The organism is Undibacterium sp. RTI2.2, assembly GCF_035018705.1.
Taxonomy (GTDB): domain Bacteria; phylum Pseudomonadota; class Gammaproteobacteria; order Burkholderiales; family Burkholderiaceae_D; genus Undibacterium.
On the sequence record NZ_JASJXN010000001.1, the window covers coordinates 21571 to 45991 of the forward strand.

The following is a 24421-nucleotide window of genomic DNA, read 5'->3' on the forward strand; positions in this document are numbered from 1 at the left end:
AAGGTTCGATGTGAGTAAACCAGTCAGCAATATTAATTATTACGAACAGCAGCAATGCTCTGTTCAGTGGCGTGCATTTTTAAACGCATTCTCTGTTGAATTTTCTGCGCAGGGAGATGTAAATGATTTGCGCACTTTTATGTATAAGTTGGGGCTGACAATGGCCGCTAGTTTTAAGGTTGATGGCGGTGAAACTTTGCTCACTCTCGAATCTGGGATCAACAAAGTTTGGGCCGACCTCGATTGGGGTTGGGTGCAATTGCGCGACGAGTCGGACTGCCTATTGATCGAGCATAACGCAAGTCCTCTTAAAGTAGCTTTTGGTGAACAAGCTTTGGATTGGTCTCCTGCTTTGTTAGAGGGTGTTTATTCTTATTGGTTTGAATCAATGGGTATTGATAAATCTTTGCGTTTGTCACAACGTGGAGCCGTATTGGATGATGGTCTTTTGATTGTGTTTCAATTGAAAAAGCAAGTTGAGGAGCAGGCTTACTTCACTCGTCGCTGATCAGATCATTGTCTGCAGAACAAAGTTGGGGCTTATATTATGGAAAATGATATTAAAAATCTCTTCAAGAAAATTGATGGAAAAGTAGATTCCTATCAAGAGATTCATAGTGATGAGTTAAACGAGCAAGCCAAACAACGTTGGCCTTTGCTGAGAGATGTACGTGCTAAAACAGCCACCGCTCATCCTATGAGGAATGCAATAGCGAGAGCGGAATCTGTCGTTAAAGCACCGACAATGTTGGCCAATAACACAACCTATAATCCTCAGTCAGTGAATCAGTCGATTCACGAGGGTAGTAGTTCGTTTGCAGGTTTTGCTCCAAAAGTACCGGTTACATCTGTAGACAATCTTGCGACTGCTCAAATAAAGACACAACCACAAATACCAGCACTGGCTCCTCGGGGCAATTCAAATGGTGTGAGCGGCATGAATGTCTCAAGTGCACAGTCGACTCCCTCAATATCAATTGCAGCATCTGCTTCGGCGCCTATTGCCGCACGGGATAATAGTTCTGCGCCTTCATTACATGCCTTATTTGACCGCTTGGCGCAAAAAGTTGAACCGGAAAAATTACCTGAGTCACCAGTCAATTCATTTTTTAAAAAAATATTTAAACCATGAGGGTAATTGCCGTCGTCTCCCCTAAGGGTGGTGTTGGAAAAACCACGGTTACGGCAAACCTTGCTGCGGAGATTGTCGCTTTTGGTGGCAAAGTCACTATCCTTGATCTTGATCCTCAAAATGCATTACGTTTGCATTATGGTATGCAATATGATGACGCCAATGGCGTTGTTAGACAAAGTGTATTGGGGCAGCCTTGGAGAGATGCTATGTACTCTAGCCCTTATGGGGTTGATTTTTTGCCTTATGGTATCGTCAGCGAAACTGACAGAAGTAGCCTTGAACATCATGTCAAAATTAAATCAACATGGTTATCGTCGCAATTGAAATCTCTAAATCTGGCCGATGATCACATAGTGCTTATCGATACACCTCCAGGTCCAACAGTCTATTTACAACAGGTTTTGCATTGTGCCAACATCGCGCTGATTGTGCTAAAGCCGGATGCTGCCTCCTACTCTACCATCCCATCGATTGAGTCATTGCTGCACTACTATTGCGGTGACAGAGAAGATTTTTTTGGTGCTTGTTATATCATTAATCAAATGGATGTGACCAAGCAGTTGCATCGAGATGTTTATCAAATGTTAAGAAAAAATTTGGGAGACGATTTAGTTCCTATTAGCATTCATAAAGATGAGGCCGTTAGCGAGGCGCTTGCCTGTCAGTCCCCGGTGGCGTATTACGCCAAGAATTGTTCAGCCACCCATGATTTGCACCAGATTGCTAATTGGCTGCAAACACATTTCAATTTGGTTACCTGATGCGTTCGATTCTCAATTCCCGATATCTATATGGCCGCCTAAACGAGTTGGGGCGCAGATTAGTAAATTGGCAGGGCTGGGAGCTTAAATCTACCCGTGCTGTCGCATTAGTTGTGGCCGCAATGTTGTACTGGACAAGTATCAGTATTCCGCTTGAACTTCCTTATCAGATATTGTTTTCTGTAGTGGTTTTTGGGACTGCGACTTATTTACGCCGCTACTCAGGTACTTTGGTGTCCTTGGTTATGATTATGTTCTCGGTGAGTGCTACCAGCCGTTATATTTATTGGCGTGTTCACTCCACAATCGATGCTGAAAATATATTGGATTTGGCGTTCGCTTTAGTCTTGGTTTCTGCAGAAGTGTACGCTTGGCTAGTATTATTGCTGGGATATCTACAAACCGCATGGCCACTAAAGCGTAAGCCAATATTGATGCCAGTTGATACTGATTTATGGCCAGTTATTGATTTATTCATCCCTTCATATAACGAAGATATGAGTGTGGTAAAGCCTACCGTGCTGGCCGCATTAGGTATTGATTGGCCTAAAGATAAACTTAATATCTACATCCTTGACGATGGACGTCGTCCTGAGTTTCAAGTCTTCGCCGAATCCGTTGGTGTTAAGTGTTTTACCCGTTCTGACAATAAGCATGCGAAAGCTGGCAACATCAACGCTGCACTTGCAAGAACGACTGGTGAGTACGTCGCTATTTTTGATTGTGATCACATGCCCACGCGCTCGTTTTTACAATATGCGATGGGCTGGTTTTTGGCTGATGAAAAATTGGCAATGGTTCAGACTCCCCATCATTTTTTATCGCCTGATCCATTTGAACGTAATTTGAATACCTTCCGCAACGTACCCAATGAAGGTGAATTATTTTACGGCTTGATACAAGATGGCAATGACCTTTGGAATGCGACTTTTTTCTGCGGTTCTTGTGCTGTATTGCGCCGCTCCTGTCTAATGGAGGTTGGTGGCATCGCTGTTGAGACGGTTACAGAAGATGCGCATACCGCATTAAAAATGCAAAGACTAGGATACAACACGGCTTATTTAGCGTTACCACAAGCGGCTGGTTTAGCGACCGAAAGTTTGTCCGCTCATGTAGGTCAGCGTATCCGATGGGCCAGGGGGATGGCGCAAATTTTCCGCACAGACAATCCTTTGCTTGGTAAAGGATTATCGTTTGGTCAGCGGCTTTGTTATAGCAATGCAATGCTACATTTTTTTTACGGCTTACCCCGCATGATTTTTTTGCTGGCGCCGATCGCGTATTTGTTTTTTGAAATTCATCTCATCAAGGCTTCCGCGCTTGCAATCGCTGCATACTCCTTGCCCCATTTATTGCATGCCAATATGACTAACTCCCGTATTCAGGGCGCGCATCGTCATTCGTTTTGGGCTGAAGTGTATGAAGCAACTCTCGCTTGGTATATTTTTCGCCCCACTTTGGTTGCTTTGATTAATCCTAAACTGGGTACCTTCAATGTGACTGCAAAAGGTGGTTTGGTCGAGGAGGAGCACTTTGACTGGGTTATTTCTAAGCCTTATCTTGTCATGTTAGGCCTGAATATACTTGGATTCATCATTGGTATTGGGCGAGCACTGTGGTGGAATTCTTATGAGCTAGATACTGTTATTTTGAACATGTTGTGGACTTTTTATAATTTGATTATTTTAGGTGCCACTTTGGCAGTGGCTACTGAGTCTAAGCAAGTGCGTAAGACGCATAGGGTTAAGGCAAGGTTAAGTGCGATATTGCAATTGCCGGGCGGACATTCTCTTGTATGTGAAACCGAGGATTTCTCCCTTGGTGGTATGTCCTTGCGAATACCGGAAGAAGTTTTCATTGCTAAAAATGAGGAGGTTCACGTCTCTTTGTACGGTACGACTGGGGAACACATTTTTCCAGCCAATGCAGTTTTTTCCAAACAGGGTTTGTTGAGTGTTCAATTTCAGAAGCTCACTTTGGAACAAGAAATTAATTTAGTAAGTTGTACGGTTGGACGTGCAGACGTCTGGCTAAATTGGGCAAAGGAGCGTGATTTTGATCATCCTTTGAATGGACTGAAGGAAATTTCCATACATAGCTATGTCGGTTTTTCGAGATTTGGTTCAAGTATCATCCAGTACCTAGGGAATAAAACTATGCCTTTTAACAAGAAAATGAAAAACTCTCCGATGATGAAAACAATTAAGGGCAAGTTCATGCGCAAGCGAGGAACTACGGCGATAGCTTTACTTTTTGGTCTGTTTTTACTTGGGCAAGATAATGTTGATGCAAAGACAAAACATACTAAATCTGACGCAACAATTAGTGAGTCAGCCAGCACTGTTGTCGAGACTGAAATTAGTTCTAAATCAAGTTTGCCTCAGAGAACCGTCAACATTAGTTTAAAACAAATGGGTTCGGCTGCTGATGTTGAGTTACGTGGCGTTGAGGGCGAACGCTCTTATCCGTTCACGGTTCGCAGTGATGAAATCATTACCGCAGCGAAGCTTAAATATGGTTTGGCATATTCTCCCGCTCTGTTGCCAGACCTATCGCATATCAAAGTAGCTGTGAACAATGAGTTGATCACCGTTGTTCCTTTACCTAAAGAAACTGCCAGTGGTGTCGTTCGTGAAAACGCCATCGATCCGCGTGTTTTTGCTGACTTTAATAAATTAAGTTTCAAATTGATTGGCCATTACACCAGAGACTGCGAGGATCCCTCACATTCGAGCTTGTGGGCAAATATTGGAAACACTTCTAACCTTGAATTAACAGTCGCCTCTATTGCTTTGCAAAATGATTTGGCCTTGCTCCCGGCTCCTTTTTTTGATAGTCGTGACGCTAAATTATTAGAGCTCCCCTTCATTTTTTCAACAGCACCATCTCTTGATGTATTACGAAATGCTGGAATTGTTGCCTCTTGGTTTGGTCATTTAGCGTCTTATCGTGGTGCGAAATTTCCTATTTCAACGCAATCATTGCCCTTGGGTAATGCGGTTGTATTTGCTACTTCAACTGAGGCACCTGCGGGAATTACATTACCGGTAATTTCTGGCCCAACTTTAGCTATTATTGCGAACCCAGCTAATTTGAATAAAAAGCTTTTATTAGTGTTAGGTAGAAACGCCGCTGAATTGAAAATTGCTGCAGAGACTCTGGCTTTGGGACAGTTAGCATTGTCAGGAGACAAGGCTTTGATTAAAAACTTCGAAGAAGCAAATCAGCGTAAGCCATATGATGCGCCAAACTGGCTTCCAACAGATCGCCCAGTCAAGTTTGGGGAGATGGCAATACGTAAAGATTTACAGGTTAACGGTTTATATCCAGACTTGATTCGCATTAACATGCGAGTTGCGCCTGATTTGTTTACTTGGCAAAAAGATGGAGTACCAATTGATTTACGGTATCGTTTTACTCCTCGCCCGACACTGGATAAATCAACTTTAAACGTCAGCATCAACGGTGAGTTTATTCGTTCTTTGTCACTCTCTGGGACGCAAATTGATAAAGGGAAAATTAAAGAGTCAGTGTTACTTCTTTTTAAAGAAGGAAATCGTGTTGCACAAGAGCAAGTGCAGGTTCCAACTTTCCAGATCGGCGCTGAAAATCAGCTTCAATTCCAATTTTTTTATGATTATGTAAAGCAGGGTCCATGTAAGGACGTGTATCTGGACAATATCAGTTCAGCGATTGATCCTGATTCGACGATTGATTTTTCAGGTATGCCTCATTACACCGCAATGCCTAATTTAGCCCACGTAGCTAACGGCGGTTTCCCTTTTACCAGAATGGCAGACTTGTCAGAAACTGCTATCGTCATGCCAGAGAGACCTAGCCCACAAGAGATAGAAGTGTTCCTTGATTTGATGGGGCGTATGGGAGAATCTACTGGCTATCCTGTGACCAATAATGTGCTCATATCCGGAACGGACACTGATAAATTGAGTGGCAAAGATGTTATTGTGATTGGCACAAACGGCAACACTCCGTTATTAAAGCAATGGTCAAAATACATGCCTTTGTCTATTGATGAAAAAGGTAACAGGCTCCAATTGCCATCAGGTTTTCTACGCTTACTAGCAAATTGGACTGGCAGAGATATTGATAATATCCAACGCCGTGCCGGAGAGATGCTGGCAAGTAGCGGGGGCGCGTTTGGTGCGATGATGCAGTTTGAATCACCAGTTACCGGCGGGCGCAGTGTTGTCGTACTTACCTCGGGCGACGGTGATAATCTGTTAGGCTTAACAAAAGCTTTGGCAAAGCCTGATCTCAGAAGTAAGTATCAAGGTGACTTAGTTATTGTTAAAGGGGACAAAATAGAGAGCGTACAGATTGGCGACACCTATTATGTCGGTAGTTTACCTCTCTGGACTCGGGTGAAATGGTTTTTATCCAACCATCCAATGATCTTGATTGCTTTTCTGATGTTAGCGTCATTAATCGTTGCGACAATTTTGTTCCGCTTCCTTCGTAAAAAAGCAGCATCTAGATTGGCACTCAAAGAAGGTCATTAAGGATATTGCAAGTCTATTATGGATATGTAAGTGGATTAGTCGCTACAGCCGTTACTCACGTATTTAAGCCGGATCACCGCGAAATTCTGAATGCAAATGTTTTTATGTTGAAGATACATAGACATTTGCATTTGTACGAAAAATAAGCTCTTGCTAAGACAATAATCACTTTTTAAAATTTTTAAATATAGATGCGGATCTTGTAGACATTAAGTGGTTCTCTACAATTAGAACGTGATTAATAGGGGAAATGAATGGTTTTTAAGAAAAAAGCGATGGTGCTGGCGCTTTTGATGACGGTTGTCGAGAGTGATCTTGCATTCGCCGATTCCTCTTTAAATCAAAAACTGATAGAGCAAGCACAATATTGGTCACAAAGGGGACGTGATGATAATGCTGCTGACGCGTGGCGCAAATTATTAAAAATTGATCCTAATAGCATTGAGGCGTTAGGGGCGCTAGGTGTGATTGAAGCCCAGAGCGGTAACTCAGAACTTGCTAAAATCTACCTAGCTAAACTCAAACAATTCCAAGGAAGTAGCGCGCAAGTTCGTGTTGTAGAAGAGGCAGTGCGCCGCGGTGTTGGGAGTGGTAAAGGTCAATTAGACGATGCTCGGCGTCTTGCGCAGCAAGGGGATCCCGAGGCTGCAGTAGAGACTTATAAGCTTATGGGCGATCCTAGTAAGCTGAAAGGTGATGCAGCGCTTGAATACTATCAAACTTTAGCTGGTACTTTAGCGGGGTATAACGAAGCAAAACGCGGTATAGAAAAACTAAATAAGGAAAATCTGGGTAACAATAAGTACGCTTTGGCATTGGCACAAGTGCTGACCTATCGTGAGTCAACGCGTCGTGATGGCCTGTCGATGTTAGAGGCGCTTAGCAGTAAAGCAGATGTTGCAAAACAAGCTAGCGACTCATGGCGTCAGGCTTTGACTTGGATGAATACTCGGGATGGCAATGCTAAATACTTTCAAGGCTACTTAGCAAAACATCCAAACGATAAGGCGATACAAGATCGTCTGACTAATTTAAATAAACCTCCGGTAAACGTAGTTGTTGCAGAGAGACGGACGGCTGTTAAACCAAAGATCGCCGTTGAGGATCCTCTGCTAAAAATCCAGACTGCTGGTTTCAAGGCATTAGAAGATGGCGACATCAAAACTGCAGAAGCTGAATTTCAAAAAATTCTCAAGGTTCATCCCAAAGATCCGACTGCAACAGGAGGAATGGGTTTAGTGAAGATGCAGCAAGAAGAGTCTATTGAAGCTCGTACTTTAATTAAAAAAGCTATCGACTTGTCGTCCAAGAAAAATAAAAACCAATGGCAGCAAGCTTATGAGAGTGCATCGTATTGGGCTTTAATTGAAGAATCTAGAAATGCATTCGAGAATAGTGATAGCGCCAAGGGAATTGCTTTTTTACGAGAAGCAGTGAAGCTGAATGGTAAAGAACCAGTCGGAATTTTGCAATTGGGCGATGCATTGCTTGCAGAAAATGATTTGCCCTCTGCTGAGGCCAACTATCGCCAAGTATTTAATCTTGATAAGAATAATTTAAAAGCACTCAGTGGATTGATCAATGTACTGATGTTGCAAAAGCGGATTAAGGATTTAGATGCTTTAAGCAGTTATATGTCGCCGGCACAGCTTGCTAGCTTGTCTGATATAAAAGCAAACGACTATTTGGAGAAAGCAAAATTGGCAGAAACAGCTGGTGATCTGGCTGGTGCTCAATTAGCTATGGAGGATGCTATTTTGATAGCGCCGGATAATGTCTGGATGCGCCTCGCTTTAGCGCAGCTTTACTTAAAACATGACATGCCAGGGCAAGCGCGTTCTTTGCTTGATCCGTTAACTAATGTTGATAATCCTCAGCCCGATGCCTTATATGTGAGCGCCTTGTTGAGCGCGCAGCAACAATTGTGGTGGGAGGGTTTGGTTACTATGGAAAGAATTCCTGCTAAATCACGTAAGCCAGAAATGTTTGTTTTACAAAAACGGATGTGGATTTATGTTCAGCTAGATCGTATTAACTTATTGCTTAAGCAAGGTGATATACCGCAAGCTAAAAATACTTTATCCCTTGTTGAAGTTGCAGCGGGTAGTGAGCCCGAATTTGTAGGAGCAATTGCGGATCTTTACATCAAAAACGGCGATCCGGAGCGTGGTCTTACGTTAATACGGCAAGCAGTACAGAAGATGTCGCAGCCGTCCAGTGGTTTGCTGTTGCAATATGCAGATGTATTGTTGCGTACCAATCAGGATGCTGAGTTGGAGCCGGTGATTAAAAAGATTGCAGCAGTACCCAAATTGCCAGAAGCTGAAGCGACTTCTTTTAAAAATCTTCAACGTGTGATTGCTTTAAGATCGGCTGAAAAGGCACGTGAGACAGGTGAACTGGCTAGTGCGTATAGTTACATCCAACCTTACTTGATTGCAGACCCTGAGGACAGTCTTTTATTGTTAGCTCTCGCCAGAATGTTTGTCGCTGCTGGAGAAATGGACTCTGCCAAAGAGTTGTATACCCGGGTATTACAAACTGAACCGGATAATATTGAGGTACGTCAAGGCTTAGTCTACGCGGCAATAGAAGTCAAAGACTTTCCTATTGCAGAGAACCATTTATCCGCTTTGATGAAGTTGCAGCCAGATAATCCCCGCTTTATTGCATTGGCTGGGCGAGTAGCACTAGCTCAAGGACGGAACAGCAAAGCACTATCTTATTTTAAGCAAGCATTGGCTTTAGAGCAATCGCAGCAAACCATGGTAGGTATGGGAGCTAATGGACTCAGGCTGGTTGAGCAAGCGCCAGAGACTGATATCAATAATTTTTCCCTTAATCCATTCGCAGAAAAAAAAGCACGTGTTGCTGATGCTCCTGTGCCGAGACCCGCATTGAGAGAAGTCGCGCCTAATACCAAACTTACTGGCGCTGTTCCGGCTTCAACTGTATCAAACGCAATTCAAACTACTCCTGCCGTTGCACTAGTGAATGCAGCGAACACCGCATCCAATACGCCTCAAACAGCGCAATCTAAAGCTTCAACTGGTTTGCCGCCTGCCTCTAACGCCTTGATTCCTCGCACGTTGCCTAATACAAACCCAAGTCCAGGCATTACGGCGTCTACAACTTTGACCAACCCCAACCGCGTTCTCGCTGGTGGTGGTCCCTCAAGTATGAATAATGTGTCCACCGCGGCTGTACCAGTATCCCGTACTCAGTTGCCATCAACAACTGCAACTATGAGTGCTGCTCCGGTATCACGATCCTCGCTAACGAAAGCTCCTGTCACTGAAGAAGAGGCATCGCTAATTGGTGAGATCGATGCCCTCAATGCCTTAAACCGCTCACAGCTGTCAATCGGTTTTGCAGCGAGGGCCCGCAGCGGCGAAGTAGGTCTATCACAATTGAAAGATCTGGAAACTCCCATAGATCTGCAGTTAAATTCTTTAGGGCAGGGACAGTTTGGCCTAAAAATTATTCCGGTGTCGCTTGATGCTGGAACCTTGAATCTTAATGATACTAATGTCGCTGGCCAGTTTGGAAAAAATATTCAGATCAACGAGCGAGCTAAGTTTGCCAAACAATCTTTCACGAGCGTCGCCCAGCAATCAGGATTGTCAAATATTGCAGAATTGAACGAAAAATCGAACGGGGTTGCCCTCAGTCTGAGTTATGAATTAAACGGATTAAAAGTAGATATCGGTTCTAGTCCAATTGGTTTCTCGGTCCGTAATGTGGTCGGAGGCTTACGTTGGTCTAGCAGAGTTGATGAGATTAACTTTGGCGTAGAAGTCGCACGCCGTTCTGTGACGGATAGTTACTTGTCATATGCAGGGACTACCGATAGTTTGTATGGACTGACGTGGGGTGGTGTGACAAAGACGGGTGTCCATCTCGACACTTCTTATGATGTTGACGATGGCGGTCTGTATGCCAGTGGTGGCTATGCAGCAGTCAATGGGAAAAACGTCGCCTCGAACAGTACCTTTGATCTTGGCGGTGGCGCCTATTGGCGCTTCTTGCGTAGTCGCGATATGGTAGCGACTACCGGTTTGAATATGACGTCGTTTTTTTATAAAAAGAATTTACGTTATTTCAGCTACGGACAAGGTGGTTACTTCAGCCCAAAAAATTATATTGCGCTTGGTGTGCCAATAGACCTGAGCGGACGTAAAGGAAATCTTGCTTATCAGATTGGTGCTTCAATTGGTATTCAACACTTTACTGAAGAAAGTAGTCTCTACTACCCTAACTCAAAAGCAGATCAGTCTGAACTAGAGGCATTTGCTGCCGCTAATCCAACGCTGAATATCGCAACGACCTATCCCGGACAATCGCATAGTGGCATACAGTACAAATTATTAGGCGGATTAGAGTATCAAATTGCACCGCAGTTTTTTGTCGGCGGACGTTTTTCTATAGACAACTCCGGTGACTTTACCGATGGTTCTGGCGCCATTTATTTGCGTTATAACTTTGAGCCACAAAGAAAGCCAATTGTCTTTCCTCCGGTAGCGCCTAAACCTTATTATCTGGGGAATTAAACCGTGATGCTTTCAAAATTTATATTATTGATGTCGATGCTGATGATAGTGCCGGCAATTGCACTCGCAGATGATCCTCAAAAAGAGGGGCGGGCTTATTTGGCGCAAGGGGACAACAATAACGCAGTGAAAAAATTTGCAGAGGCGGCAAAAAGTAATCCATTCGATGCCTCCGCTTTAAATAATCAAGCCGTCGCTTACGCTGCCCAGGGCGATAATGAAAAGGCACTAACGTTGTTAGAGCGCGCAAATAAACTCAGCCCTAATCGTACTGATATCGCGGCTAATCTAAATGAATTACGTACCTGGATGAGTCGATATACGCCGCAGTTACTTGCGCAGAGAAAAGAGCCAATTATGAATGTTTATCCTAATCAGTCGAATGTTCCACCAGAACCACCTGCACTTTGGAAAAAATAAATCATATCGCCGGGTCTTATCGTGGTCTCAAAATGCGTGTACATAATTTCATAATGCAGGCGCTTGCCAAATGCCAGTTTTTAATGCAATATGAGTGTCGTCTTATTTTTTGAAGCCATAAATATTGTTGAAATAATTATAGTCAGTCTTTAGAAATAAATAAAAAGCCACTAATTAAATGAAACTCACACAATTCTTTTTCTTCTTTTATTTTAGCTATTCCCAGCCAAAGGCGGTGGAAAAACGGTAAGCGCACGAAGAAAAAGAGCCAACCAAATTTCTAAAAAACTGCCAGCGATGGCGGTTTTTTTTTGATCATTTTGATGAATCAGTTTTTGAATTTTTATTGAACGTTTGTTGAGCATTTATTGAACACTTATTGAACACTAACAGGGAGCTACACCATGCTACGCACTGACGATCTACGTATACGGGAAATGAAGGAGTTGATCCCACCCTCGCACTTGATCCGTGAGTTTGGCTGTTCAGAAAAAGCCGCGGATACCGCTGCCAATGCACGTACTGCCTTGCATCGTATTTTGCACGCACAAGACGATCGCGTCATGGTTGTCATTGGTCCATGCTCGATTCACGATACCAAAGCTGCGATGGAGTATGCGCACAAGCTAGTCGAGGAGCGTGAGCGCTTTGCCGGTGAATTAGAGATTGTGATGCGCGTGTATTTCGAAAAACCACGTACTACGGTCGGCTGGAAAGGTTTGATCAACGATCCGTATATGGATAATAGTTTCCGTATTAATGATGGTTTGCGCATTGCTCGTGAATTACTATTAAATATTAATGAGCTTGGCTTGCCTGCCGGAACCGAATATCTGGATGTGATTAGTCCGCAATATATTGCGGACTTGATTAGCTGGGGCGCGATTGGCGCACGTACTACGGAGTCGCAAATCCATCGGGAATTAGCCTCTGGCTTATCTTGTCCTGTCGGCTTTAAAAACGGTACTGATGGCAATGTGAAGATTGCAGTCGATGCGATTAAAGCTGCCTCGCATCCGCATCATTTTTTATCCGTCACAAAGGGTGGTCACTCCGCCATAGTGTCCACTAATGGCAATGAAGATTGCCACATCATTTTACGCGGTGGTAAAGCCCCTAATTTTGATGCCGCCAGTGTTGATGCCGCATGCAAAGATATCGCCAGCAATGGTTTGGCATCTAGGTTGATGATCGATGCATCACATGCGAACAGCTCAAAAAATCCAGCCAATCAGATTCCGGTCTGCGCTGATATTGCCAGCCAGATCGCTGCCGGTGACAATCGTATTGTCGGTGTTATGGTGGAATCACATCTGGTTGCAGGACGGCAGGACCTGATACCCGGTAAAGAGTTGTTATATGGCCAGTCCGTAACCGATGGATGCATTGCCTGGGATGACAGCATCAAGGTATTAGAAGGCTTGGCCGAGGCGGTGAAGCAACGTCGTCTTAAGCAGCAGGGATAAGAGCAAGCTAAGAAAAAATCCTAAGCTTAAAGATGAAAAAGGCTGATGAGTCAATTACTCTTCAGCCTTTTTCACGTTTCCAAATAAATCTGGGTTTATTCTAAAAGCGTTTGGTCAAAGTCATTTGATCGCCTTCACGCCGCATTTCTACACGGTTTAAAAATGACATGCCGAGCAGAGTAAATGTAAGACCACCCTCAAGCACAGATGCATCTACCTGCTGTAATTCTAGGTCGCCAATTTTGACCGAATCTAGTCTGATTTTATAGACTGTCACAATGCCATTAGCCGTGTTAGCACGGCCTAATTGGCCAGCTTTGTAGTTGATACCAAGTCGTACCGCATCTGCCGCAGGAATGGAAATCAGACTGGCGCCAGTATCCACTAACATATTTAAGCTACTGCCACCGTTGATCTGGCCTTTAGCGGTGAAATGCCCGAGAGAATCTGCCTGCAATACGACGTTGTTACTGGTGCTGGCCGCCGCCCTGTGTACATACTGCCCGATCGCTAATACCTGGCGTTTGCCATTGACGTCAATCGTGGCAGTCTCATTATCTGCCGCAATTAATTTGATGCCGTTGGTGATGGTACTGCCGACGGAATACGTTTTCGGTTGATTGCCTTCTACCACTAGCACGGCTTTACCTGGGAACAAACCAACTACGCCAATTTCCGCTGCCAATGCTGACGATAATACACAGCACAACAGTGGTAAGCAGAGCAAACGCGAGGAAATTTTCATAGGTGGTTTGCAGCTAAAAAATGATTGTAAAAGCAAAGAGGCGCAGCGAGTTTAAAGCAGTTCCTGAAAACTATATTTAAAACTCATTGCTAATAATTAATCGCGGAAGTTATTAAATTCCAGCGGCAAATCTTTAATATCCTTACGCAGCAGCGCCATCGCCTCTTGCAAATCATCACGCTTGGCACCAGTGACCCGTACTGCATCCCCCTGAATTGTCGCTTGTACTTTGAGCTTACTTTCTTTGAGTGCCTTAACGATTTTTTTTGCGTCTTCTGTCTCAATGCCATTTTTAACTTTGATGACTTGTTTGACTTTGTCGCCGCCAATTTTATCGATCTTACCCATGTCAAGGAAGCGCACATCGACTTTACGTTTGCCTAAAGTTTGCGTTACTTCAATCATGATTTGTTCAAGATGGAAATCAGAGTCGCCAAAAATAATGATTTCGCGTTCTTTGTCTTTCAGTTCGATTTTGGCGCTAGTGCCTTTAAGGTCGAAGCGGTTAGTGATGACTTTGTTCGATTGCGTCACCGCATTCTTGACTTCTTCCATGTTGGCTTCAGAGACGGTATCAAATGAGGGCATGATGCTTCCTTAGTGAAAAAATTAACGTGCATCATTTTAGCAAATGCAGGCAGGTACGACAGGCCAAAGGCTATAATTCTGCGCTTATGGCAAACAAACTTCCTCTTCAACACGATTATCCGCTGCAAAAGCTCAATACCTTCGGGATTGCAGCTAAGGCCAGGTCTTTTTTGCAACTTCAAACGCGCGAACAATTGCTTAGCTTGCATGCAGATCCTACTTTGTCTACTCTACCGCGTCTGATTTTAGGCGGTGGTAGCAATCTCGTACTATCCGATCGGCTTGATGCACTAGTAATACAAATGAGTTTGATGGGAAAGCATAAGTTAGCGGAGGACGCTGAGTATGTGTACTTACAAGCCGAAGCAGGCGAGAACTGGCACGCGTTTGTTCTGTGGACATTGGCAGAAGGTTATGGCGGTTTAGAAAATCTCTCGTTAATTCCAGGTACGGTAGGCGCTGCACCGATTCAGAATATCGGTGCTTATGGCGTAGAAATGCAGGATTATTTCTATAGTCTGAGTGCGTTTGATTTTGTTACCGGCGAGATTATCGTGCTGGATAAAGAGGCATGTAAATTTGCTTACAGAGACAGCATTTTTAAGCATCAGTATAAAGACCGACTGCTTATTTTGGATGTTACGTTTGCCTTACCAAAACAATGGCAAGCACATATCAACTATGCCGACGTAGCGAAGTTTTTAACTGATCAACATATTCATGCGCCGCTAGCCGTGGATATTAGCAACGCCATTATCGCTATTCGACAAAATAAATTACCTGACCCTGCAGTGATCGGGAATGCAGGTAGTTTTTTTAAAAACCCGATTGTGAGCGCGGATCTGCGTAAGCGCTTATTAGAAAGCTATACAGACTTGGTCAGTTACGCGCAGCCGGATGGGCAATTTAAATTAGCTGCGGGTTGGCTGATCGAACAGGCTGGTTGGAAAGGGCGATCACTGGGACGAGCCGGGGTGTATGAGAAACAAGCCTTGGTATTGGTCAATCGCGGCGGCGCTACAGGGGAGGATGTACGTCAATTAGCGAAGCAGATTCAACATGATGTTGCGTTAAAATTTGGTGTTAATCTTGAGATTGAGCCCGTGTTTGCCTAGCTGAGTTCATGTGACCTAGGTTCACCATCTGTTCTTACAAATTTCATATATTACGGACCGTTTGCGCTCTGTCCTTAAAATATACTACAGGGGTGTATTTTTAATCGTCCATAGAAAGTCTGGACATTAACATATGTTTCTTCCTATACTCCCCCATTTATTCTATTAATCGTTTACTCAAAGTGACAAACGTAATCCAATGTCTCGGTCACTTCAATTGCAAAGCTGGAGTTGCCAGGTACGCTGAATTCTTGTCCGCCCTGATACTCGTTCCACTGATCTTCGCCCGCTAAGCGGATGCGGCATTTGCCAGCGGTGACTTCCATTAGTTCTGGTGCGCCTGTGTTAAACACCAGACTGGATGGGAAGATAACGCCTATCGTTTTTTTGCTGCCATCGGCGAATAAAACGGTATGTGAAACACATTTGCCGTCGAAATAGATATTCGCTTTTTTAACGACACTGACTTGATCGAATTGAGTTGTCATGGCTATGACCTATAAGTGCTAAGAGTTATTTGAAGATAAATTCAGTGGAAAGCCCTAAAAAAACAGCCCGTATAGAAATCACGAGCTGTTAGATTTGCGGGTTTAAAAAAGACTTTTATTGACCGCGTTTTGCGCGCGCATTCGCGGCGATCCGCATACGTAATGCATTGAGTTTGATAAATCCACCTGCATCTGCCTGATTGTAGGCGCCGCCATCTTCATCAAAAGTCGCAATAGTCATGTCGAACAGAGAATCTGTTTTGGAGTCGCGTGACACGGTGATCACGTTGCCTTTATACAGCTTCAGGCGTACCCAGCCATTGACTGTTTGCTGTGTGTGATCAATCAGTGTTTGCAGTGCGACACGCTCTGGTGCCCACCAGTAACCGTTGTAGATCATGCTGGCGTAACGTGGCATTAGATCATCTTTCAGATGTGCGACTTCACGATCTAATGTGATGGATTCAATTGCGCGATGCGCGCGCAACATAATGGTACCGCCTGGTGTTTCGTAGCAGCCACGTGATTTCATGCCGACATAACGGTTTTCTACTAAGTCCAGACGGCCAATGCCGTGCTTGCCACCCAAGCGGTTTAACTCGGTTAATACGGTTGCAGGTGACATACGCACGCCATTGAGCGCGACGATATCGCCATGCTCAAATTCAATATCCAGATACTCGGCCTGATCGGGAGCCGCTTCCGGGCTAACAGTCCAGCGCCACATACTTTCTTCTGCTTCGGCACTAGGGTTTTCCAGATGGCGACCTTCAAAACTGATGTGCAGCAGGTTGGCATCCATGGAGTAGGGTGCGCCGCCATTCTTATGCTTTTGATCGATTTCAATGCCGGCATCTTCCGCATATTTCATCAATTTTTCACGCGACAATAAATCCCATTCACGCCATGGCGCGATGATTTTTACGCCCGGCATCAACGCGTATGCACCTAGTTCAAAGCGTACCTGATCATTGCCTTTGCCGGTCGCGCCGTGTGAGATCGCATCGGCACCTGTTGCCTTGGCAATATCAATCAGACGTTTAGCAATTAGCGGACGGGCGATCGATGTACCCAGCAAGTATTCACCCTCATAAATCGTGTTGGCGCGAAACATCGGGAAAACGAAATCACGTACGAATTCTTCACGGACATCATCGATATAAATATTCTCAGGCTTGATGCCAAATTTGATCGCTTTTTGACGCGCTGGTTCCAGCTCTTCACCTTGACCAAGATCGGCCGTAAAGGTGATGACTTCGCATTGATAATTATCTTGCAGCCATTTCAGAATGACTGAGGTATCCAGGCCGCCGGAATAGGCCAACACTACTTTTTTGATATCGCTCATGATGTGCTCTCTGTGTACTTTATTACGATGTTGAATTTGACTAACTTTACTTGCTTCAATGTTTGAAAATCCAGTGAGGTTTAACTGATCTTCATGTCGGCTGGGCGATTAGACTGCCTCGGTAATTGTTCCAACGACCAGATATTCCAGCAAGGCCTTTTGTATATGCAGACGATTTTCTGCTTCATCCCAGACGACTGATTGTGGGCCGTCGATGACACCTGCTGAGACTTCTTCACCACGATGTGCCGGCAGACAATGCATGAATAAGGCATCAGGTTTGGCGCGAGCCATTTTGGCTTCGTCTACGATCCAGCCATCAAATGCTTTCAGGCGTGCCTGATTTTCTTCTTCGTAACCCATGCTAGTCCACACATCGGTGTTGACCAGATCAACGCCTTCGCAAGCATCTGATGGACGATCAAATACAGTATAAAACTGACTATCCACTGTGACTTGCGCCAAATCCAGTTCATAGCCTTTTGGGGTAGAAATGTTGAGATGGAAATTGAAAATCTGTGCTGCTTGCAACCATGAATACAGCATGTTATTCGCGTCGCCTATCCACGCCACGGTTTTACCCTCGATAGATCCACGATGTTCGATGTAGGTAAATACATCGGCAAATACCTGGCAGGGATGATGTTGATTGGTCAGTCCGTTGATGACAGGTACGCGCGAATTGGCCGCAAAGCGCTCTATCATCTCTTGTTCAAAGGTGCGGATCATAATGATGTCGCACATGCGTGACATGACTTGACCAGCATCCTCGACCGGTTCGCCACGACCGAGTTGGCTGTCACGCGTATTAAGATAAATCGCAGCGCCGCCAAGCTGGTGCATGCCAGCTTCAAACGATAAACGAGTACGCGTAGAATTTTTCTCAAACACCATGACTAAGGTGCGATCTAGCAGCGGATGGTAAGGGTCATAGAGCTTGAACTTGCGCTTAATAATGCGCGCGCGCTCCATCACATAATTGAATTCAGCCAGTGTGAAATCAGAGAACTGCAGGAAATGTTTGATAGCCATAAATGAAATCGGCGGCAAGAGGAAATTCTGCCGCCGCTTGTTATAACTGCTTCATTATAAGGGATTTAGTTATCTAAGCCATATAAATTGTGGAAAACGCTTCTTTGGTTCAACTTTCTCATTGAATGGGGCTTACACAAAAATCGCCTTGGCTGCGCTGCGGCATCTTGTCTGCCCTAAGGTACTGTCGTCGTCACCAAGCCTTGTGGAGACAATTTTGCGCAAGTCCTGATGTATTGATTTTTGATTGAGCCGGTGATGAATGTAGACGCACTAAAAAATTGAATTAGGCAAATAAGTTTTAAGTGAATCAAAATGATTCGTCGCGTTATGGTTTGTGATTTTTTCGATACTATAATTACAATTTGTTTCCGTGTGGAATCGTCTGCTCACCTGTGTTTTGTAAATTTGTGTCACATCAAAGACTATTTTGATGATTTCAAGTAATTCTTCTAAGAAATTTGTAATTAAAGAGTGCATCAAATTTATAATTCAAGCTTCATCTCATTCATTAAAAAGGATCAATTATGAGCGCACTTCTTGCTGGTTTAACTGTGTTGATTATTGGTGACAGCCATATGTCCACACCGGATTATCTGATTACCACTTTGCACGACGATTTAATGAGCAAAGGTGCGGTCGTATATTCGTACGGTGCCTGCGGTGTAGCTGCCGGTGAGTGGATGGTTAAAACTCAGTCCTCATGCGGTGGTGCCGTACGTATTAAAGACGGTCCGGTCGAAGTTAAAACTGGTCCTGACGCTGCGACACGTCCTTTTAATGAATTGATTAAAACCTACAAGCCGAATCTAGTCGTTGTTGTCAATGCTGACACGATGGCAGCTTACACCCAGCCAGAATTACCAAAAACCTGGATCTGGCAGCAAGTATCTCGCTTGACTAAAGGTATCAAAAATAACGGCGTTAGCTGCGTTTGGGTAGGTCCAGCCTGGGGTACCGAAGGCGGCCCATTTAACAAGACTTATGCCCGCGCTAAAGAGATGTCTACCTATCTTGCTGATATCGTCGCACCATGTACTTATATCGATTCTCAAAAAATGTCCAAGCAAGGTGAGTGGAGCACGATTGATGGTCAGCATTTCACGACTTCGGGCTACCAATCTTGGGGTGCTGCGATTGGTAATGCGATTGCTGCCCCAGCTGTGTTGGCAACCATCAAGCATTAATTAGTTGTTAGCGGTGAATGCTGTTGACGATTGCCTTGTAGAAGGGCAATCGTCGGAACTGCGCTTACACACTAATCCTGACTTTGAATTCGTAGGTAATTCGTTCTCTTTACTCTGCCCAATATTATGAAAAAACTTTTCGCCGCATGCATTTCCTCGCTCGCAACGCTGGCTGCCATCAATCCACTTGCGGCCTATGCCGATACGCAATTGTATGAAACCGGTCCCAGTGAAGATTCATCCTTTGTGCGCTTTTTGAATGCAAGTGACGATAAAGCCAGCGTAGTCAATGGCGCGGCCAAAATTGCCTTGGGCAATCAGGGTGATGCACGTGTTTCCCGTTTTTATCCTGTCAAAGCGGGCAGTAAATTAACTGCGACGGTACAAATCGGTAGTCACAAAGTACCGGTGGAAGTTACTGCTAAACCTGGTGAGTTCATTACGATTGCGGTGGTCGGTAAAGATGCATCCGCCAAGAGCATGATCGTCAGAGAATCACCAACCGATTTCAACGCAATGCGCTCGTCCTTATCGTTGTCTAATCTGGATGAAAAATGCGCAAGTGCGGCCTTATCTGGCGGCGCGAAAAATACGGCAATTTTAGAAGCAGTTAAACCAGCGACTGTACAACGTCGTTTAATCAATCCTGTAAAACTCTCGGTACAGGCCAGTTGCGATGGTAAGTCCGTCGGCGCTGCGCTAGACATGTCACAACTGCAGGCTGGCGAGCGATACAGCGTATTTGTACTGCCGCTCAAAGTAGGGCGAATAGCGTTTTTTGTACGCGATAATAACTCTTAAGCGGAAGCAGTTATGGTATTCGCGTCCCTTGAGTTTTTAACTCTCTTCCTACCTATTTTCTTTGCGTTTTATTTAATTACACCACAGCGTTTTCGCAACCACACCTTGTTGGTCGGTAGCTGGTTATTTTATGCCTGGTGGACACCTAAATTTTTGTTGTTGATCATCGCCTTGACCGTTCTCGCATGGGGCGCCGCAATCTTGATCGACAAAGCTCAGAATGAACGCGTTAAGACCAGAATCATGGCGACCACCATCGTCCTCAATCTGGCATCTTTGGTCTGGTATAAATATACCAATATGGTGGTGCAATCCCTGAATACTTTTTTTACCGGACATGACTTGCCCACCATTCCGTGGGTCAACGTGATGTTGCCGATTGGCTTGTCATTCACGGTATTGCACGCGATTTCTTATGTGGTCGATGTCCGTCGTAAGACTGTCCCGGCGCAGTACAGCATCATTTCTTTTAGTGCGTATATGGCGATGTTTGGCCATCTGATTGCAGGGCCGATAGTGCGCTATAAAGTCATCGACAAAGAGCTGCGTGAGCGGGTTTTTTCGTCAGAAGAGTTTGCTGCTGGCGTGCGTCGTTTTATGGTCGGCTTTTCGATGAAAGTGTTAATTGCCGATACCTTATCACCGTTTGTATCAATCGCTTTTGGCTTGCATCAACCATCCTTTATGGATGCCTGGGCCGGCTGCGCTGCTTATACCTTGCAACTGTATTTTGATTTTGCCGGCTACAGTGCGATGGCGATTGGTTTAGGCTTGATGCTCGGTTTCCGTTTTCAGGAAAATTTTAATAATCCTTATCTGGCAGTGTCAATTCAAGATTTTTGGCGACGCTGGCATATGACATTGTCGTCATGGCTACGCGACTATTTATATATAGCTCTTGGTGGCAATCGCGGTGGGGCAATCCGCACCTATGTCAACCTGATGCTGACGATGGCGATTGGCGGCTTGTGGCATGGTGGTGATAACTGGAATTTTCTGATCTGGGGGATTATTCAAGGTTCTGCATTGTGCTGTGACCGCGCGTTTACGATGCGTGGTTATTCCATGCCCAATGCCGCATCACGCACTTTGACCTTGTTGGTGGTGATGCTGGCTTGGACGGTGTTTCGCTCTAGCAGTTTTGATGCCGCCCTAGGCATGCTGGCTGGACAAATCGGAGCTAATGGCTTCGCCATGGGTGATGCGGTCAGACTGGCCTTGCGACCTAGCTTGCTGTTGATTTTTGCGATTGGTTTGTTGTGCGTGATTTATCCCGCTAGCAGTTTTGCCAAGCGTGGTGGCTTAGCTACTGTGGGTTGGAGTGGTGTGTGGCGCGCAGTCTGGCCGATACTCACTTTTGTCTATGGCGTCATTGTGTTGGCAGGGCAAAAAGCCATTCCTTTCCTGTACTTCCAGTTTTAAGGAATATCACCATGAGCGAATTTACTCCAAATACATCAAAAACCAGCCGTGCCAACATCATCGGTTTCTTACCAGCAATCGCATTTGTGATTGTATTGGTTGCTGGTTTTGGCGTGACGATTGCCTCTTTGCGGGATGTGCCTGAAACCGCATGGACAGGCATTACTGAGCCACAGCAATTATTCGGTGGCGAATCTACCCGTCGGTTTTCAGCGCAATTGAATGAGCATTTTTTACTCAGTAAGCCATTCAGCCAAATAGAGCGCGCTGTTACCTGGACCATCGCCGGTGATACTGGTACAGCAGTCAGCACTGGTTGCAAAGACTGGTTTTTTCTTAGCGATGAACTAGAAACTTTCCCAGATCCTAATAACTCGGCAATAGCTCGTGCCAATATTGTCAAAGCTTTGGCGAAAAATCTGGCTGGGCGCGGCATACAATTAGTGATCGCCGTTGTGCCAGACAAGTCACGCATAGAGCAAGCGCATTTGTGCGGTTTGCACAGACCCGCCAGTTTTGCAGGACGCATTGATAACTGGGTTGCCTTACTCAAACAATCAAAAATTAATACAATTAATCTGGAGCCAGTGTTGGCCGCGACTCCGGGTGAACGTTATTACCGTACTGATTCGCACTGGAATGAAAACGGCGCAAATGCCGCTGCTGCCGCTATCGCAAGTTATTTGCAAGCAGAAAAAATGCAAGCGATGCCAACTGTAGCTCCTGACAAGGCAGCATTACACAGCACAACAATAGCGCGAGATGGTGATTTGTTACGGGTATCCAATTTGCAAGGCTTACCTGCTATTTTGCGTCCGAAGCCGGAACAGACCCAGTTGACGACGATTGTCGCCAGCGCTGCACCAGACTCTGGCGCAAGCTCCAACACCAGCGATGATTTGTTCGGTGATACCGGATTACCGACAGTGGCCTTGATCGGTACCTCATTCTCCAGAAATGCGAATTTCGTCCCATTTTTAGGTCATTATCTAGGTGCACCCGTCGCTAGTTTTGCAAAAGAAGGAGGTAATTTCGAAGGATCTGCTCTGGCTTACTTAGGCGGGAAAACTTTCCAGCAAAGTCCTCCAAAAGTCGTCTTATGGGAAGTGCCCGAGCGCATGCTACAAAAGCCTTTGAGTGCAGCTGAAACACAATGGCTGAATTATCAGAAGCAAATGAAATAGAGTAAGAAGTTTTTAGAAATTCCCAAAACTAAAGTCCAATAAAAATGCGGCTGCTAGCGTGAAATCATGCCAGCAGTCGCATTTTTATTGGACGTCTGAAAGAGGATTTCAAAAAACATACTCGGACGTATCGCGTCGCTTTATCGTAAATTCCTAAAGACTCGCAATGCCGAGGTATTACTGCGTCGGCATTACCATCTCCGCATGCCTTTAGCAGTCATCCGCCGGCGTCGGTGAATCAAACAACGGCTCAGGATTTCATCTATTCAAATAATCAACCCAAAAAACAGCTAATAAATACATAAATTATTCGTTTTACTGGTATTTAATCGACTGCTAAAGTGAAGCCATATTCCAATTAGATCCAATCTGATCTAGATAGACCCAAGGAGATGGACATGACTTCGACAGCCGCTTTAAGGCAGACCAACGATATAAAGACGGATACAGAATCTGGTTCCGGCTTCGCCACTAATTCTGCTTCCGGCTTCGCCACTAATTCAGCCAGCTTTAGTTCAAACTTATTGAGTTCAAATGCATTTCGTTTAAATACGTTTTTCACGAAAATACCCCATTATTTGCCTGGCATCGCATTGTCGCTTTTGATCGCCAGTATTGCGATAGCGATGGGCAAAATCACCCTCCTGCAAGCCAACGGTATTGGCGCGCTGACGCTGGCGATTGTGCTGGGTATGCTGGTTGGTAACACGATTTATCCACGTATCGCGGTGACTAGCGGTGCTGGCGTCACTTTCAGTAAACAAAATTTACTCCGGCTCGGGATTATTTTATATGGCTTGCGTCTGACGTTTCAAGACATTGCCCGGGTAGGTATCAGCGGAGTCGTGATTGATGCTGCGGTTTTGACCAGCACTTTTTGCCTTGCGTGGTTTCTCGGTACTAAGGTCTTTAAGCTGGATCAAAAAACTGCCATGCTGATTGGCGCCGGTAGTTCTATCTGTGGCGCTGCGGCAGTGATGGCGGCGGAGCCTGTAATTAAAGCCAAGGCAGAGCAAGTGATGGTCGCCGTATCAACTGTAGTGGTGTTCGGCACTGTAGCAATCTTTCTATATCCAGCGCTGTATCACCTGAATGCTCAACTGCATTGGTTGAAGGTCAGCCCAACTGCGTATGGTATTTTTACTGGCTCCACCGTGCACGAGGTTGCCCAAGTCGTTGCTGCAGCCCATGCGATTAGTGAAGACGCTGCAAACACCGCTGTGATCGCCAAGATGGTCAGAGTAATGATGCTGGCACCGTTTTTAATCATCTTGTCGGCGTATCTATCCCGTAGCAAAGCTGCATCGCATGACAAGGATCTTGCCGATCAAATGATCAGCAACAAGCCAGGCAAGATCGTCGTTCCTTGGTTCGCACTAATCTTTGTTGTTGTCGCTGGTATAAATTCCCTGGCTTTTTTACCGCATGCCGTCGTATCTGTCGCGATTGATATTGATACCGTGATCTTAGCCATGGCGATGGCCGCATTAGGTTTGACCACACATGTTTCGGCGATTCGTAAAGCTGGCATCAAACCTTTATTGCTTGCTGCTGTGTTGTTCCTTTGGTTGACTACAGGCGGGCTGGGGATTAACTGCGTTGTTAGTATGTTTTTATAGGGATTTTCATATACTCCCCATTATTTTTATAGAAAATAGC

Annotated in this window: 19 protein-coding genes; 13 read left to right on the top strand and 6 right to left on the bottom strand. The window is 44.9% G+C overall.

Going from position 1 to position 24421, the window contains the following annotated elements; all coding sequences use genetic code 11:
* The first annotated feature begins 10 nt into the window (after positions 1-10).
* From bcsD to QN395_RS00110, 6 genes are all read left to right on the top strand, one after another.
* Entirely contained in the window at positions 11-508 is a 498-nt protein-coding gene (gene bcsD, locus QN395_RS00085; RefSeq protein ID WP_322119504.1) for a cellulose biosynthesis protein BcsD, read from the top strand.
* A 39-nt stretch (positions 509-547) separates the two neighbouring features.
* Complete coding sequence (bcsR, locus tag QN395_RS00090; protein WP_322119503.1) at positions 548-1132, top strand: BcsR/BcsP family cellulose biosynthesis protein; 585 nt, start codon at positions 548-550, stop codon at positions 1130-1132.
* Positions 1129-1896: a cellulose biosynthesis protein BcsQ gene (gene bcsQ / locus QN395_RS00095; RefSeq protein ID WP_322119502.1), complete on the top strand. Its 768-nt coding sequence runs from the start codon at positions 1129-1131 to the stop codon at positions 1894-1896. The genes bcsR and bcsQ overlap by 4 nt, the downstream gene beginning before the upstream one ends.
* On the top strand, positions 1896-6416 hold the full coding sequence (bcsA, locus tag QN395_RS00100; protein ID WP_322119501.1) for a UDP-forming cellulose synthase catalytic subunit: 4521 nt from the start codon (positions 1896-1898) through the stop codon (positions 6414-6416). The genes bcsQ and bcsA overlap by 1 nt, the downstream gene beginning before the upstream one ends.
* 254 nt (positions 6417-6670) lie before the next feature.
* Positions 6671-10966, top strand: coding sequence for a cellulose biosynthesis protein BcsC (locus QN395_RS00105; RefSeq protein WP_322119500.1), 4296 nt, complete (start codon positions 6671-6673; stop codon positions 10964-10966).
* A 6-nt stretch (positions 10967-10972) separates the two neighbouring features.
* Complete coding sequence (locus QN395_RS00110) at positions 10973-11386, top strand: tetratricopeptide repeat protein (protein WP_322121607.1); 414 nt, start codon at positions 10973-10975, stop codon at positions 11384-11386.
* 212 nt (positions 11387-11598) lie between these two features.
* Here QN395_RS00110 and QN395_RS00115 read toward each other — a convergent pair whose 3' ends face one another.
* Positions 11599-11751, bottom strand: coding sequence for a hypothetical protein (locus tag QN395_RS00115; RefSeq protein ID WP_323492428.1), 153 nt, complete (start codon positions 11749-11751; stop codon positions 11599-11601).
* A gap of 39 nt (positions 11752-11790) precedes the next feature.
* Here QN395_RS00115 and aroG point away from each other — a divergent pair, with 39 nt between their 5' ends.
* Positions 11791-12852, top strand: a complete 1062-nt coding sequence (gene aroG, locus QN395_RS00120; RefSeq protein ID WP_322119499.1) for a 3-deoxy-7-phosphoheptulonate synthase AroG — start codon at positions 11791-11793, stop codon at positions 12850-12852.
* Positions 12853-12952: 100 nt separating this feature from the next.
* On the opposite strand, the gene QN395_RS00125 is transcribed toward aroG, so the two are convergent.
* Together QN395_RS00125 and QN395_RS00130 are read right to left on the bottom strand one after the other, a co-directional pair.
* Positions 12953-13597 carry a retropepsin-like aspartic protease gene (locus QN395_RS00125; RefSeq protein ID WP_322119498.1) on the bottom strand — a complete coding sequence of 215 codons (645 nt, stop codon included), beginning with the start codon at positions 13595-13597 and terminating at the stop codon, positions 12953-12955.
* A gap of 96 nt (positions 13598-13693) precedes the next feature.
* Entirely contained in the window at positions 13694-14185 is a 492-nt protein-coding gene (locus QN395_RS00130; protein WP_322119497.1) for a YajQ family cyclic di-GMP-binding protein, read from the bottom strand.
* An 86-nt stretch (positions 14186-14271) separates the two neighbouring features.
* On the opposite strand from QN395_RS00130, the gene murB reads away from it, so the two are divergent.
* A complete protein-coding gene (murB, locus tag QN395_RS00135; protein ID WP_322119496.1) occupies positions 14272-15300 on the top strand; it encodes a UDP-N-acetylmuramate dehydrogenase in 1029 nt (342 codons plus the stop codon).
* A 173-nt stretch (positions 15301-15473) separates the two neighbouring features.
* Here murB and QN395_RS00140 read toward each other — a convergent pair whose 3' ends face one another.
* From QN395_RS00140 to argF, 3 genes are all read right to left on the bottom strand, one after another.
* Entirely contained in the window at positions 15474-15788 is a 315-nt protein-coding gene (locus tag QN395_RS00140; RefSeq protein WP_322119495.1) for a pyrimidine/purine nucleoside phosphorylase, read from the bottom strand.
* A 115-nt stretch (positions 15789-15903) separates the two neighbouring features.
* A complete protein-coding gene (locus QN395_RS00145; RefSeq protein WP_322119494.1) occupies positions 15904-17136 on the bottom strand; it encodes an argininosuccinate synthase in 1233 nt (410 codons plus the stop codon).
* Between the two features lie 108 nt (positions 17137-17244).
* Entirely contained in the window at positions 17245-18168 is a 924-nt protein-coding gene (argF, locus tag QN395_RS00150; protein WP_322119493.1) for an ornithine carbamoyltransferase, read from the bottom strand.
* A gap of 527 nt (positions 18169-18695) precedes the next feature.
* On the opposite strand from argF, the gene QN395_RS00155 reads away from it, so the two are divergent.
* The 5 genes from QN395_RS00155 (at position 18696) to QN395_RS00175 (ending at position 24381) form a co-directional block, all read left to right on the top strand.
* The gene (locus tag QN395_RS00155) at positions 18696-19355 is read left to right on the top strand and encodes an SGNH/GDSL hydrolase family protein (protein WP_322119492.1); all 660 of its coding nucleotides are present in this window, start codon (positions 18696-18698) and stop codon (positions 19353-19355) included.
* Positions 19356-19481: 126 nt separating this feature from the next.
* Positions 19482-20156 carry an alginate O-acetyltransferase AlgF gene (locus QN395_RS00160; protein WP_322119491.1) on the top strand — a complete coding sequence of 225 codons (675 nt, stop codon included), beginning with the start codon at positions 19482-19484 and terminating at the stop codon, positions 20154-20156.
* A gap of 12 nt (positions 20157-20168) precedes the next feature.
* Positions 20169-21578: an MBOAT family O-acyltransferase gene (locus QN395_RS00165; RefSeq protein ID WP_322119490.1), complete on the top strand. Its 1410-nt coding sequence runs from the start codon at positions 20169-20171 to the stop codon at positions 21576-21578.
* An 11-nt stretch (positions 21579-21589) separates the two neighbouring features.
* On the top strand, positions 21590-22762 hold the full coding sequence (locus QN395_RS00170) for an alginate O-acetyltransferase AlgX-related protein (protein ID WP_322119489.1): 1173 nt from the start codon (positions 21590-21592) through the stop codon (positions 22760-22762).
* Between the two features lie 626 nt (positions 22763-23388).
* Positions 23389-24381 (top strand): YeiH family protein, encoded by a 993-nt coding sequence (locus tag QN395_RS00175; RefSeq protein WP_416200160.1) that lies wholly within the window; start codon positions 23389-23391, stop codon positions 24379-24381.
* Positions 24382-24421: the final 40 nt, after the last annotated feature.

What these genes read in the sequence shown, in the direction of transcription:
- bcsR (WP_322119503.1), top strand. Translation starts at nt 548, where the DNA reads ATGGAAAATGATATTAAAAATCTCTTCAAGAAAATTGATGGAAAAGTA.
- bcsQ (WP_322119502.1), top strand. Translation starts at nt 1,129, where the DNA reads ATGAGGGTAATTGCCGTCGTCTCCCCTAAGGGTGGTGTTGGAAAAACC.
- bcsA (WP_322119501.1), top strand. Translation starts at nt 1,896, where the DNA reads ATGCGTTCGATTCTCAATTCCCGATATCTATATGGCCGCCTAAACGAG.
- QN395_RS00105 (WP_322119500.1), top strand. Translation starts at nt 6,671, where the DNA reads ATGGTTTTTAAGAAAAAAGCGATGGTGCTGGCGCTTTTGATGACGGTT.
- QN395_RS00110 (WP_322121607.1), top strand. Translation starts at nt 10,973, where the DNA reads ATGCTTTCAAAATTTATATTATTGATGTCGATGCTGATGATAGTGCCG.
- QN395_RS00115 (WP_323492428.1), bottom strand. Translation starts at nt 11,751, where the DNA reads ATGCTCAACAAACGTTCAATAAAAATTCAAAAACTGATTCATCAAAAT.
- aroG (WP_322119499.1), top strand. Translation starts at nt 11,791, where the DNA reads ATGCTACGCACTGACGATCTACGTATACGGGAAATGAAGGAGTTGATC.
- QN395_RS00125 (WP_322119498.1), bottom strand. Translation starts at nt 13,597, where the DNA reads ATGAAAATTTCCTCGCGTTTGCTCTGCTTACCACTGTTGTGCTGTGTA.
- QN395_RS00130 (WP_322119497.1), bottom strand. Translation starts at nt 14,185, where the DNA reads ATGCCCTCATTTGATACCGTCTCTGAAGCCAACATGGAAGAAGTCAAG.
- murB (WP_322119496.1), top strand. Translation starts at nt 14,272, where the DNA reads ATGGCAAACAAACTTCCTCTTCAACACGATTATCCGCTGCAAAAGCTC.
- QN395_RS00140 (WP_322119495.1), bottom strand. Translation starts at nt 15,788, where the DNA reads ATGACAACTCAATTCGATCAAGTCAGTGTCGTTAAAAAAGCGAATATC.
- QN395_RS00145 (WP_322119494.1), bottom strand. Translation starts at nt 17,136, where the DNA reads ATGAGCGATATCAAAAAAGTAGTGTTGGCCTATTCCGGCGGCCTGGAT.
- argF (WP_322119493.1), bottom strand. Translation starts at nt 18,168, where the DNA reads ATGGCTATCAAACATTTCCTGCAGTTCTCTGATTTCACACTGGCTGAA.
- QN395_RS00155 (WP_322119492.1), top strand. Translation starts at nt 18,696, where the DNA reads ATGAGCGCACTTCTTGCTGGTTTAACTGTGTTGATTATTGGTGACAGC.
- QN395_RS00160 (WP_322119491.1), top strand. Translation starts at nt 19,482, where the DNA reads ATGAAAAAACTTTTCGCCGCATGCATTTCCTCGCTCGCAACGCTGGCT.
- QN395_RS00165 (WP_322119490.1), top strand. Translation starts at nt 20,169, where the DNA reads ATGGTATTCGCGTCCCTTGAGTTTTTAACTCTCTTCCTACCTATTTTC.
- QN395_RS00170 (WP_322119489.1), top strand. Translation starts at nt 21,590, where the DNA reads ATGAGCGAATTTACTCCAAATACATCAAAAACCAGCCGTGCCAACATC.
- QN395_RS00175 (WP_416200160.1), top strand. Translation starts at nt 23,389, where the DNA reads ATGGGCAAAATCACCCTCCTGCAAGCCAACGGTATTGGCGCGCTGACG.